The following is a 13,423-nucleotide window of genomic DNA, read 5'->3' as shown; positions in this document are numbered from 1 at the left end:
AAGCGGCACCCTCTTTATGAATCACCGTCATGCTTATTTCCCGTTTTGTAATCGTCCCTAGCCCAGTTTGGAGCATTGACCGGACCGGCCTTGTCATTTCCATTTTTCGCAGCACCCTGGATTTCGGGCACATGGGCCTGTTCATTTTTGGGGCGATGCATTTTCTCATGATTCTCCGTTCCATGATTGTTTGAATCATAAGGACTCGGTCTTCTCATACCTGCTTTTGCCATAATGATACCTCCTATCTGTCGATAGTTTTTGTATTTCCCCGGAAACTATGCAGATTAAATCATGAAATGACCGGTAATTACTTTTTCAACTTTTTACTGCTTTTTGTCCTGTATCATAAGATATCTTTTATTGTTTCTTCACACCAAAGAATCGTACCCTCGCAGGATATGATTCCTTTTCTAAGAACCGCTTTGATAAAACGTGACCGTTCCTTCGTTATCTCCTTGATTCCCTTCTCTAAATTCGTTTGCATTTGAAGATATTGTTCCAGCTTTTTTTCATGTATATCTTTATAATCTTTCAGCATCCGGATTACGCTTTCCTTGGGCCGGCTGCTTGAGAACAATAATTTAAGCATAAACTCAGAGCGCACCGGTTGGAGTAAGGTCTCTTCTAAAAGCCATGCATCAAACTCCTGCTTTCCTTTTTGAGTAATCCGATACTCCACTTTCCTGGCATTCTTTTCCCCTGATACAATATCGATCAATCCATCCTCCAATAATTTTTTCAGCGTTGGATAGATATGACCGAAGTTTTCATTCCAAAATCCTGCAAGCACCGTATCGCAGTACTTCTTGATATCATAACCAGTGCCAGGTGATAAACTTAAAATCCCTAATATTGCATACATGGATTTATTTTTCAAAGCCATGGCTATTCCTTCTCCTTCCATGTCATCCCATATCGTTCCATCTTCTTCACAACCTGTTCCAGATCTCCTGCTTCCCTCATCTTTTGAGAGATTTGGATACAGCATTCTTTCACTTGCCTGTTCAAAAGGAGGGCTTCTGTTTTAGTTCTAAGTATTTCTGATGACAGTTCTTTCATACTTTCTGCCATGCCCAGGTGCATGGAAACAAGCCGTTTTGCCACCATATGCTGATCATTTACCTGCGGCAATGCAAGCATCGGCACTCCAAAATACAAAGCTTCGTTCACACTGTTAAAACCTGCATGGGTTATAAATACTTCCGCCCGTTTTAATACCTCCAGCTGTGGAAAATAACTCTTTACCATAAAATTTGATGGTATTTCAATCAATTCAGAAATATCACACTTTTTTCCAGTGGACATACACACAAAATAATCAGTATCACGAAATGCAGAAATACACAAATTATAAAAATCAATATGATCTGTATTAAGACTCCCAAGAGAAATATAAATAAGCGTTCTGTCCCCTATTTTCCTAAAATCAATATCTGCCGTTTCCTGATACCTGTCAATGGATGGGCCGGTAAATAAATATTCCGGCTCCTCCATACCGTTATCTCCGTTAAATTCCTTGGTAGTGTATACAATATTCATATCTCCTTTGCTGGTAAAAACCTGATCCAGTTCTGGTTTCTCAATATTATAGCTTTCACATATTCTTTCTAGAATTTGATAGCAATGATCCAATTGTGAGTGATATCCTTTTGCAAGCATCTCCTCAGGAACCGGAGCTTTACTCATGGCAAAGGAAGAGTGGGAACACAATACCGGTATCTTGAGAATCTGTTTTAAAAAACATGCTCCTCCAAAGATAGAATCGCAAATAATCATGTCATACTGGTTTTCAGCCACATTTTCCAGTATTTCCGGAAGCATCACTTCATCATATTGTAAAATGTATTCCATAAGCATAAAAAACGGATGCCTGTCCGTTGGCCGGTAATCCTTTAAAAACTGTTCCAAGCGACTGCTATAACCAATCCACCTCGCTCCGGCCTGTATGACACTACCCGAAAACTGGGCGGAGCAATAATAGTTGACTACGTTTCCTCTCCCGGTCAACCCCTTTACCAGTCCAAGCGTCGGGTTTATGTGACCGTATAAATTTGCATTAACAAACAAAACGTTCATTTTCCAGCCTCCTTATATCACTCTGATATAGTTATATTATATCAGAGTGATATATATGTCAAGCACGAGTATTAAGTAATCTTCCCCTTTTTAACCCTAATTAAAAGAACAGAGAGATCAGGTTTTTCAAACCCAACGTCTCTGTTCTTTTACAAATCCCTTTCGACTATCCTATATCTTCTAACAATCTGTATCCCACTCCCATTTCTGTTATGATGTATTGAGGATTCGCCGTATCTTTTTCAATTTTCCTTCTCAGGTTTGCAACATTTACCCGAAGGGCTTTACTTTTGTTCACATAAGGCCCCCAAAGTTCACGGCATAGAAATTCATGTGTCAATACAGTGCCTGCATTCAAAGAGAGAAGAACGATAATCCGATACTCAATAGGGGTTAAATGTACCGCTTCTCCGGCTACCGTAACGATTCTCTTATCATAATCAATATATAAATCCGCCGATTGAAATGGCTGATTTAATATGCTGTTCTTTATTTTCGATATATGCCCTCTTCGCAGAGCAGTTCCGATTCTTGCCACAAGAATTGCATTGTTGAAAGGCTTTGTAATATAGTCATCTGCACCGCTGTCAAGAGCAGAAACAATGCACTTCTCATCATTCCTTGCCGATATAATAATCACAGGAACCATACTCCAGCTTCTGATCGACTTAAGTACTTCCATGCCATCCATATCCGGCAGTCCCAAATCCAACAAAATTAAATCCGGGCAATGGGATGAGGCAAAGGAAATGGCTTCTTGCCCATTGACGGCTTTCAATACCCTATAGCCTTGTAATTCCAATTTTACAGAAATAAATTCGATGATTGCGTCTTCATCCTCTACTATCATAATAACGTGTTTATTTTCCATAACAACACCTTTCTATAAACTGCATTCTTTGAGCCGCAGGCGCAAACAATCTTTAAAAATCATTACTAATCATCAAGCGGTAACGTAAACACAAATTGTGCTCCGCCTTCCGGCCGATTATTTGCTTGTATTTCTCCTCCATGGGCTCTGATTATGGTTTTACAAATGGAGAGCCCGATTCCCAAATTTCGTCTTGAATCTTTATATGGATTCTCCTGCGTAATCGTAAAGTTAAATAGCATAGGAAGAATCTTTGGATCTATTCCCGGACCTGTATCTGTTATGATAAAACGCACAAAATTACCCTCTTCTTTTACCTCTAACGTCACATCCGATCTCCGGCCCCCTGCATGTCTTTGTGTATTTTCCAGAATATTAGTAAGGACTTGTGAGATCAGCATAATATCCATGGGAAGTAAAATCACATTATCAGGCTGATTAATCGTAATTTTAGTATTAGGAAAGCGCTTGTGAAAAGTTAAGACGGCCCCTTCTATCACCTCTTCAACGATTTCTTCGGATTTATCAATCACCATATCATTATTCTGAATCTTTGTAATGGACAATATGTTTTCAATCATATTTAAAAGCCATTGGGAATCATTTTGTATCCCTTCTACCAGTTTGGCCCGTACTTCATAAGGAACTTTATCCCCCTCTTCCAGTAAAGTAGAGCTGGCACCTATAATACCGGTAAGCGGGGTTCTTAAATCGTGAGATATACTTCTTAAAAAGCTGTTCTTTACTTTTTCCGTTTCCATCATTACCTTAGTTTCCTGCTGCTCTGACATGAGCCGGTACATTCTAAGTGCCTGAGCCGTTTGCTCCGCAATTAATTCCAGAAACATCTTTTGCTTCTTATTCAAATCCTTCTCACTAAAAGAAAAAGCAAATACTCCATAAGTAATGTTCTGAGTCATGATAGGCATAAAATAGCCATAGTCTTTATCCTCCAAAGCCTCCTGCTTATCCAAAGCAAGCCTTACGAAGTCAAATACTTCCTCTCTCTTAAAAAATTCAATCCCAACATCATCTTCTTCATATAAGAAGTAAGGAGTCAGCTTTCCATTAGGTATGATATCTTCAAAAAAAGCAACAGAATGCATTAACTCATCCTTTAAGTAATCCATCGAGTACCTTATAATCGTATCAAGATCCCTTGTAGAAAGAAGCTTCCGGTTAATACTGTATAGCAGTTCAGCATGCTGACACTTCTGCCTTGCTTGTTCCGCCTGTTTCTTAATGCTGGTTGTAATAATGCTGCTTGTTACAACGACTAACAGCAGTACAATAAGAGTTACCGGAAAGTTCACAGTAAAACTAAAACCAAATCTTGGAGAAGTTATGAGAAAATCATAAGTAAATACCCCTATAACTGCTGATGATACTCCATAAATATATCCTTCTGTAACAGCTGTAATAATAAATATTGCCATAGCCATAACAATATTTATATTCTGATATCCAAAATTATTACGGTAAAGAACTTCGCAGATAAGTAATGTACAGCAAAGAATGCAGAAAGAGAAAATAATATTTTTAGCCCTTTTCTTATTCACTTCAAGTCACCCTACACTTTTTCATATGTTATTAAAAATTGAAAAGATTGCTCATTGCTTTTACGACTAGTATACCATTGTTTTAGCTATTTTAGCTATCATTAATTTATTATCCGAACATGGAAATAAAAATTCCTGCTATAATTGCTGAACCTATAGTACTTGCAACAATAGGTCCCATTGCATGCATTAAAAGATGGTTTGTCGGATCGTATTCATGACCTAATCTTTGAGATATTCTGGCAGCCATTGGCATCGCAGATACTCCTGCATTTCCAATGAGGGGATTTACTTTTCCTCCTGTCAATTTATATAAAATTTTAGCTACCAGTACTCCACCTGCGGTCCCCATGATAAATGCAAAAAGGCCTAGGATAATAATAAAAACTGTTTTAATATTTAATACCCTCTCAGCGGTTGCACTTCCTCCAATGGATAAACCAATTAATAAGGTAAGAAGATTCAGTAAATCGCCCTCAAGCATTCTGACTAACCGTTCTGCCACACCGCTCTCTCTGATAAGATTACCAAGCATCAGCATTGATATCAATGTAGCAGCGGAGGGTACAAAGATTAGAACCAATAACGTAGTTGCAATAGGAAAAAGAATTCTCTTTTTCCTGGACACCTCTTTCGGAATAGGCATAATTACCATTCTTTCTTTTTGAGTGGTGAGCGCTCTCATGATCGGCGGCTGAATAAGAGGAACTAAAGCCATATAGGAATACGCTGCGATCGTGATTGTGGGAAGCAGATGACTTGCCAGCTGCTTTGTGATATAAATAGAAGTCGGACCGTCAGAACTTCCTATTACTCCGATGGCTGCCGCTTCCTGCATGGTGAAGTTCACAAAACCGGGGACAAAATAAGAAATTATATGTCCTAAACCTAATGCTCCAAACATCGCCGCAAAAATACCAACCTGACCTCCAAGACCAATTAATGCTGTCTTAGGTGATGATATTAAGGGACTGAAATCTGTCATTGCACCAATGCAGATAAAAATCATGGGAGGATAAATCCCAAGCTCAATGCCCTTATATAAATAATAAATCAGTCCGCCTTCATCATAAGAGGACAGGCCCGCATTCGGTATATTGGCAATGAGCATTCCAAATGCCAATGGAAGAAGAAGCAGGGGCTCATATCTTTTTTCAACCGCCATATATGCAAGGGCAAGCGCCAAAATTATCATTATAATTTCCGATAGAGTTAAATTGCTTATTATGTAAGTAATATAATTAATAACGATCATCTCCTAATTGTTTGTATTATTACACGATTGTGCGCCTATTAAAGTTAATAATTATATCTATAATTGGGTTTTCTTTAAATATTTTATATCCAGTGGTTTTGATAGATAAGAAATAATCATCTTTCTCGTGGAATTGATTGCAAAACTACAATTTTGTAACATAATTTTCTCCTTTTTATCATTATTTTATTTATTTGTATTAATTATAAAAGAAATATGTATAAAGAAGATGTTAAGAAAATCCGAGATACCGAATAATCCCCCTGTCTCATACATCACTTTTTTGTTGGCAAAAGAAAAAAGCCAGTATATTGCCATAGGCAATATACTGACTTTTAGAATTAGATGTTTAAACAAACCTGACAATTTCATCAAGTGGCTTGCGGGATTTCTTCCGTACCGTCTGGTCAGCGGGATATCCAGCTGCAATTAAACCGCAGATATGCTTTTCCAAGGGGATATCCAGCAGCTTAGCAACTTTTTCTCTATCGAACATTCCCAATATGCAAGTTCCGATTCCCTGTGATTCGGCTTCCAGGCAAAGATAAGCCATTGCCGCGCCAATATCCCCGGGAGCAAAATACTGGCTGTCTACAAGGCTTTTTACATGAGGCATTAAATTTGCGTGTTCTTCAACCACAACAAAGAACGCCCGTGCTTTAGAAGCAAATCCATTCCCTAACTGCTGTGCAGTTTCCGCTATCTTTTCCATAAGTTCCGGATTTTCGACTACCACAAAGCTCCAGGGCTGGCCATTACAGCCGGAAGGTGCCAGGTGGGCCGCCTCAACACATTTAACCAGCTTTTCATGTTCTATTGACTGATCTTTAAAATTTCTGCAGCTTTGCCTGCGAAGGCATAAATCCATAAAATCTTCCATTTTAATTGCTCCTTTCTATGAAAGCCTTTTATAAGGCAGAATAAATATTTTAATCTTGTTTTAAAGGGATCACCATATTCCAGGTGTTTTCCGCATCAAAAAAGCTTTCTGTCCCGTCGCTCGTTGCAAAGAACATATGGGTTGCCGTACCGTTTTCAAATAAGATAAAGGGCCGATCTAAATTACCCATTTGGCGAACTTTTCCATCATCCCATAACACCTGACGGGAATAGATCCGTTCTCCCATGTTTAGAGTCCAATCAAGTCCGTTCTTGGAATAGCCATGGACCCCTCCATATTTTTCACCGCATATATTTCCATGCATATCTTTTGCAATCATCTGATAGTAAAGACCTTCCTTCCAGATAAACGGGTCCTCAATCTCTATGGATTCATCTACAAATAACGGTCTTTCCTGCATCACCTGATATGACCCGGAAGCTTCCTTTGCCATTGCCACTCCGATTGTCATCTGTCCATACGTATCTCCTGTATATGGCATCGGTTTATATGACCTCGCTTTAAACATCAGTACGACCGAACCATCTTCTTCTATGCACGGTGCCGGATTCGAGGTCAGGAAATTGTCAAAATGTCCTGGCCTGGTTGGAAGTATCGGTCTATCATAACGTGTCCATGGTCCAAAGATGCTTTTTGCAGTTGCAATTCCGACTCTTTTATTCGCACGGGCTACAATCGAACGATAGTCGTTGTGGACCAGCCGCTCTCCCTCTTTTAAATCCGGAAATGGATGGGTGGAACCTGTATAATACAATATGTATGTATCTTCACATTTTATAATTTGAGGATTATGTGTCATCCTCCCATCCCAATATTCGGCTCCTCTGGCCGGGAGTACTACCTCTTCAAACTGATATGGACCCTCCGGCGTATCGGAACTGGCACGTACAATTTCCGACAGGGAAAGCCAGCCCGGATGCATCGGCTGTGATTTCGGCCAGCGCGATGCAAACATATGATACCGGTTATCTTCCCCTTTGATCACAGATCCGCACCATACCCAGTATCCTTCCATCCGAAAGCCTCCGCCAACTGGAGCCGGAAGCATTCTTTTCTTTAGATCAATTGGATTTCCCATCAACATTTTCCTCACTAAATAATCAACGTCAGGCAAAAACTGTACTATAAGACAATCAGTACAGTTCTTACCAGTTGCTTCTATTTTATTATATCATCCCATACTGCATTTATTAAGTAAAATTTCTATTATTTTACAACTCCTTTTTGCAGCATGATATTGGCATACAAGGCCTGTTCCCCTGTAGCGATTACAGCATAGGCTTTCTTCGCCTCCCTATAAAAATCAAAACGCTCCAGATACCCTGTTGCTTCCTCACCAAGTCCCTCTTTTTGCTTCATTATCCTTTTATAATCTTCCCAGATCGGAACTTCCGTCTGATCGCCTTCCACCACTTTCATTAAGTGCACTGGTTGTTCTACATAGCGGTCAAGAGGAAATACTGACAGCACGGCTTCCAGAATATCAGGGACGGAATGCCCATCCATACGAATCACATTCCCGTCTTTTCCAACTGATTCAGCGGGAAAATTACCGTCAGCAATCACAAGCACGTCTCCATGCCCCATCTCACATAATACCTTCAGAAGATCCGGCGACAAAACCGGAGGAATTCCTTTCAGCATACCTGCCTCCCCAATTATTTATTATATTTTTTGTATCCAGGATGTCTTCCTGTCACTCCGTAGCCTTCTCTCATGGAAATCAGCCGGTCGATATTCTCCTCGGAAATTTCCTTAGCTCCGCCTAATAAATGGGCATTCAAGCTGATTTTTGCAAACAGTTCCAGGGTTTCCATCCGGTAATAAGCAGTGAGCAAGTCAGCTCCTACCACCAGGGCACCGTGATTTTGCAGCAATACGGCATCATGACTTTCCAGATAAGGTGCAATCGCATCCGGTACTTCATATGTGGATGGAGTTCCATAAGGGGTGACCGGTACGGAGCCCAATGCAATTACAGTCTCAATCATGGAGTATTCGTCCAGGGATTTTCCGGCCACCGCATATCCTGTTGCTACCGGTGGATGGGCATGTAAAACGGCCCCCACATCCTCTCTCTCTTTATAACAGCGCAGATGCATTTTTATCTCAGAAGACGGGCGGAATCCATCAAGTCCTTCTAAAACATTTCCATTCTCATCAATGCGGAGCAGCCTTTCCGGCGTAATGAAGCTTTTGCTGATGCCGGTAGGTGTCACTAAGTAGCTCCCATCCTCCAGTTTCACTGACACATTTCCATCATTGGCCGCCACCCAGCCTAACTGCCACATCTTGTGGCAGATATCACAAATTTGCTCTTTTAATTCTTTATATTGGCTATCTATCATCGTTCTTCCTTTCTTAGAGATTCCCGCGGTACCACTGATACGCCTCTTCCCACCGATCTGTATGCTTTGGTTCATATAGGACCGGCTCCACAGATTCTGCCAGCACCTTTCTTGCTTGCTGCAAATCCGAAAACTCATGATCCGCTATATACTGGACCATCACATTACCAAATGCAGTTGCTTCGATTGGACCGGCAACCACCGTGCAGTTACAGGCGTCAGCAGTCATCTGGCAAAGCAGCCTGCTCTGAGCGCCTCCTCCCACAAGATAAATCATGGAATATGTTTTTCCCGTACACTCTGCAATTTCATCAAGAGCTTTCCTATAGGCCATAGCCAGACTTTGGTTTATGCAGCAAATGATTTCCCCTTCTGTCTCCGGTACCGGCTGACCGGTTTTTCTGCAAAAGCTGCGGATCCGTTCTGGTACATCACCTGGAGGAAGAAATTCCGGAGCGTCCGGCGTAATAAAACTTTTTAATATATCAGCCTTAAAAGCCATCTCTTCCAACCCGGCAAAATCGTAGTTCTTTCCTTCCCGGAGCCACTGTCTCTGGCTTTCCTGTACCAGCCAAAGTCCAATGATATTTTTAAGGAACGAATACTTTCCCTCCACCCCAAGCTCATTTGTTATGTTATATTTCAGCGACTTTTCGCTGATTACCGGTGAATCAAGTTCTGTTCCCAAAATGGACCAGGTTCCGCAGCTTAGAAAGATATAATCTTTCTCCTGTGTCGGAATTGCTGCCATAGCGCTCTGTGTATCATGGCCGGCGACTGCAATGACATTCGCCGGCAGTATTCCAAGCTCTTCGCAGACCTGGCTGCTTACTTTTCCGGTTACGGCTCCCCAAGGTACCAGAGGTGTGAACAATCTTTCCGGCAGATTAAGCCGCTTTATCACTTCCCATGACCATTGTTTTTCCCTCATATCAAAAAGCTGGGTTGTTGATGCGATGGAGCATTCACTATTTTTCTCCCCTGAAAGAAAATAGCGGAATAAATCCGGCATTAGTAAAAGGGAGTCTGCCTGCTTAAGGAGTTCGGGCGAATCCGCATGGTATGAAAGAAGCTGAAACGCCGTGTTGATTTCCATGAACTGATTACCCGTAATTTCATAAAATCTTTTTTTATCGATCATCTGTTCACTTTTTTTAAGATAGCCTTCCGTACGGTTATCCCGGTAATGGACCGGATTGCCCAGGAGCCTTCCCCTAGAATCAAGAAGTCCATAATCCACACCCCATGTATCAATTCCGATACTGCCAAATCCGCCATAGCTTTTGGCCTTTAAAAGTCCGTGTTTTATCTCATAAAACAATCGGGGAAAATCCCAGTACATCGTATCCCCCATAGTGACCGGATCATTTGAAAAACGATGGATCGTTTCTAATGTGATTCGTCTGCCATCATATCTCCCTGCCATGACCCGCCCGCTGGATGCTCCAAGATCCGCTGCCAATACTTGTTTTTGAGCCATATTTTCCCCCATCTTATTTATAAAGAGGACCGTATGTCTGGCATGCCCGGTAATCCTGCCCCTCTTTATCCATACCAAAAGCATTCCATGCAGCCGGCCGAAAGATCTTTTCTTCCGGAACATTATGCAAGCTGACAGGGATTCTTAATATGGAACACAAGGTGATCAGGTCAGCTCCCACATGTCCATAACTGATTGCCCCATGATTTGCGCCCCAGTTATTCATCAGGTCATAAGCACTTGTAAATGCGCCCTGGCCTGTGATAATTGGAGTAAACCAGGTACAAGGCCAGGTATAATCAGTTCTCTTCCAAAGAATATCCGACACTTCCTCCGGCAGATGAACCGTATACCCCTCTGCAATCTGCAGAGATGGCCCAAGGCCTTTGACCAGGTTTAAACGGATCATGGTCACTGGCATCTCACAGTCAGTAAGAAAACGGGAAGAAAATCCGCCGCCTCTAAAATATCCGAAATCAGCCTGATTCCATGTGGTCGCTTCCAATATCTGTTTTTGGTCTTCTTCCGTCACCTCAAACCAAGGCTTTATCATGCGGTTTCCGCTTTTATCCACAGCCTTTCCACTGGCATCCAAACAAGCGGCACCGGAATTTATTAAATGCAGGAACCCGTCGGCTTCTTTTGACCGTCCTTCCAGGTTATAGCCTGTGACACGTTTTACGGCTGCTTCACTCCAGTAGGTACGAACATCAGCGAAAATCTGTGCCCGATTGGTAAGAAGCTTTAAAAATAGCATACCGATCCCATTTAAGACATCATTTTCTGTAGCCAATATGTATGGTTCCCTGGCGCCATTCCAATCAAAGGAACTATTAAGCATGGCCTCGGCAAAGTCGCCATTGGGATAGAAATCCGTCCACTGACGCTGTCCCTGAAAACCTGCAGCAATTGCATTGTGGCCTAAGGATTCTTCTTCGAAGCCTTTTTCCAGATTCGGATTGCCATTCATCAGATCCTTGATAATGCACATCATCTTTACTACAAATTCCCAGTCTTTCTCTGTTTCTTCCTGACTCTTTTGTACCGCTTCCGGGTTTTTGTCAAAGCCTATCACACAATTTTTCTTTGTCCATGCCAGCGCCCTGTCAAATTCTTCTTTATCATAAATGCCTTCTGCCATCCTCCGGATGATCTCCACTTCATCCACAGATTCAACTCTCATGCCTAAGTATTCTTCTATGAAAGATGGATCAATGATGGATCCGCCGATTCCCATACAGATAGAACCAATCTGGAGATAGGATTTTCCTCTCATGGTAGCCACAGCCACGGCTGCACGGCCGAAGCGGAGCAGCTTTTCTTTCACATCCTCAGGTATCCCTGTTTCATCAGCGTCCTGCACATCATGTCCATAAATCCCAAAAGCAGGAAGGCCTTTCTGAGCATGAGTCGCCAGTACCGAAGCCAAATATACAGCACCCGGACGCTCTGTTCCATTAAGTCCCCATACCCCTTTAATGGTTTTCGTGTCCATATCCATTGTCTCTGCCCCATAACACCAGCATGGGGTCACCGTCAAGGTAATATCCACACCTGCCCTGCGGAATTTATCCGCGCAAGCGGCTGCTTCGCCCACACCCCCAATGGTGGTATCTGCAATCACCACGTTTACAGGCTCTCCATTGGAATAACAAATGTTACTTTGAAACAATTCTGCCGCTGCCTTAGCCATATTCATGGTCTGGTCTTCCAGCGATTCTCTTACTTTTAAGTATCCTCTTCTTCCATCAATTACAGGCCGAATACCTATCACCGGGTAACTTCCAATTAATCTGCTCACTGCCATATTCCTTCCTCCTTCTATTTGCGTTAGAAAACGATTATTTCTAACTGTAGTGTATCATATTGTACCCGATGATTCTTGGCTGATATTTGCAAAAAGTATGATAATATTCATATGTTTATTTAAAATATCGTTGATTTTTTAATTCTGTTGGTATTATAATATCAAAAGATATTACAGATATTACTGTTTGCTTACTGTATACCAATAATAACTATTGACCTTCACTCAACATCAGATCGAAAGAGGTGAAAGCCATGCAATATATTAAATACAAAGAAAACAAAAGTCACGGTACATCTGAATTTCCTGTTGGCTATTACTATGTAAATCATCTGCATCCGCAATATACAATGCCCTATCACTGGCATGAAGAGCTGGAACTTATTCATATTATAGAAGGGGAGTTCGAGGTGACGATTGATGAGAATAGCCGGCTCGCCCTGCCTGGAGATATCCTCATCGTCAACAGCGGCTGTCTGCACGGAGGCATACCTCATGACTGTACTTATGAGTGCATCGTTTTCCCCTGCAGCCTCCTGTTGGGCAAATCCTTTGCTTCTCCCTTTTTGGACAAATTAAATAGATTTGAACTGAGATTAGATGAATACTATCCATATGATCCAAAGAACAAAATCTATTCCCTCATGGAAGATTCCTTTCAGATTATGGGGTGTATCACGGCCAGACAGGAGTTAATTGCCGTTGGGTTATTAAATCAGATCATAGGGTATATCTATTCAGAAAACCGTTATGTCATCCCTGACCAGGCGGAACGTTCCAAACACAAGAACATTTACCTTTTAAAAAATGTATTGGATTATATTGATCATAATTACTCCAATAAAATAGAACTGAATGATCTGGCAAAAATTGCCGGAATGTCTCCTAAATATTTCTGCCGTTTCTTCTTCGAAATGACTTCCCGGACGCCTATCGATTATGTAAATTATTATCGCATTGAACGGGCCTGCTATCAGCTGATAACCACCAATGACTCCATAACAGAAATCTCCCTTTCCTGCGGATTTAATGATATCAGTTATTTCATTAAGACTTTCAAGAAATACAAAGGGAAATCACCCAGACAGTATTTTAAGGAACTTATGCCATAACTACAAAACCC

The 13,423-nt window shown here is 41.4% G+C and carries 13 protein-coding genes; 1 reads left to right on the top strand and 12 read right to left on the bottom strand.

Going from position 1 to position 13,423, the window contains the following annotated elements:
* Nucleotides 1-14: 14 nt before the first annotated feature.
* From BMX69_RS04365 to BMX69_RS04310, 12 genes are all read right to left on the bottom strand, one after another.
* Nucleotides 15-233 (bottom strand): hypothetical protein, encoded by a 219-nt coding sequence (locus BMX69_RS04365; protein WP_025232385.1) that lies wholly within the window; start codon nt 231-233, stop codon nt 15-17.
* Nucleotides 234-346: 113 nt separating this feature from the next.
* Entirely contained in the window at nt 347-886 is a 540-nt protein-coding gene (locus tag BMX69_RS04360) for a PadR family transcriptional regulator (RefSeq protein ID WP_160117907.1), read from the bottom strand.
* 2 nt (nt 887-888) lie between these two features.
* Nucleotides 889-2,079: a macrolide family glycosyltransferase gene (locus BMX69_RS04355; protein WP_100041661.1), complete on the bottom strand. Its 1,191-nt coding sequence runs from the start codon at nt 2,077-2,079 to the stop codon at nt 889-891.
* A gap of 166 nt (nt 2,080-2,245) precedes the next feature.
* Nucleotides 2,246-2,950, bottom strand: a complete 705-nt coding sequence (locus BMX69_RS04350; protein WP_025232382.1) for a response regulator — start codon at nt 2,948-2,950, stop codon at nt 2,246-2,248.
* Between the two features lie 65 nt (nt 2,951-3,015).
* Nucleotides 3,016-4,509 (bottom strand): sensor histidine kinase, encoded by a 1,494-nt coding sequence (locus tag BMX69_RS04345; RefSeq protein WP_100041660.1) that lies wholly within the window; start codon nt 4,507-4,509, stop codon nt 3,016-3,018.
* Between the two features lie 109 nt (nt 4,510-4,618).
* Complete coding sequence (locus BMX69_RS04340) at nt 4,619-5,704, bottom strand: sodium ion-translocating decarboxylase subunit beta (protein WP_197678661.1); 1,086 nt, start codon at nt 5,702-5,704, stop codon at nt 4,619-4,621.
* Between the two features lie 409 nt (nt 5,705-6,113).
* Nucleotides 6,114-6,644: a nitroreductase family protein gene (locus BMX69_RS04335; RefSeq protein ID WP_054789507.1), complete on the bottom strand. Its 531-nt coding sequence runs from the start codon at nt 6,642-6,644 to the stop codon at nt 6,114-6,116.
* A 49-nt stretch (nt 6,645-6,693) separates the two neighbouring features.
* Nucleotides 6,694-7,743 carry a glycoside hydrolase family protein gene (locus BMX69_RS04330; protein ID WP_242941359.1) on the bottom strand — a complete coding sequence of 350 codons (1,050 nt, stop codon included), beginning with the start codon at nt 7,741-7,743 and terminating at the stop codon, nt 6,694-6,696.
* A 128-nt stretch (nt 7,744-7,871) separates the two neighbouring features.
* Nucleotides 7,872-8,309 carry an RbsD/FucU family protein gene (locus tag BMX69_RS04325; RefSeq protein ID WP_054789506.1) on the bottom strand — a complete coding sequence of 146 codons (438 nt, stop codon included), beginning with the start codon at nt 8,307-8,309 and terminating at the stop codon, nt 7,872-7,874.
* Nucleotides 8,310-8,323: 14 nt separating this feature from the next.
* Nucleotides 8,324-9,013: a class II aldolase/adducin family protein gene (locus tag BMX69_RS04320; protein WP_100041658.1), complete on the bottom strand. Its 690-nt coding sequence runs from the start codon at nt 9,011-9,013 to the stop codon at nt 8,324-8,326.
* 13 nt (nt 9,014-9,026) lie between these two features.
* The gene (locus BMX69_RS04315) at nt 9,027-10,493 is read right to left on the bottom strand and encodes a rhamnulokinase (protein WP_100041657.1); all 1,467 of its coding nucleotides are present in this window, start codon (nt 10,491-10,493) and stop codon (nt 9,027-9,029) included.
* 13 nt (nt 10,494-10,506) lie between these two features.
* Nucleotides 10,507-12,300 carry an L-fucose isomerase gene (locus BMX69_RS04310; RefSeq protein WP_054789504.1) on the bottom strand — a complete coding sequence of 598 codons (1,794 nt, stop codon included), beginning with the start codon at nt 12,298-12,300 and terminating at the stop codon, nt 10,507-10,509.
* 254 nt (nt 12,301-12,554) lie between these two features.
* On the opposite strand from BMX69_RS04310, the gene BMX69_RS04305 reads away from it, so the two are divergent.
* On the top strand, nt 12,555-13,412 hold the full coding sequence (locus BMX69_RS04305) for an AraC family transcriptional regulator (protein ID WP_054789503.1): 858 nt from the start codon (nt 12,555-12,557) through the stop codon (nt 13,410-13,412).
* Nucleotides 13,413-13,423: the final 11 nt, after the last annotated feature.

The sequence above is a fragment of the Lacrimispora sphenoides JCM 1415 genome, from assembly GCF_900105615.1.
GTDB lineage: Bacteria > Bacillota > Clostridia > Lachnospirales > Lachnospiraceae > Lacrimispora > Lacrimispora sphenoides.
Note: the sequence above shows the minus strand (reverse complement) of the source record. Positions and strands in the feature narration are given on the sequence as shown.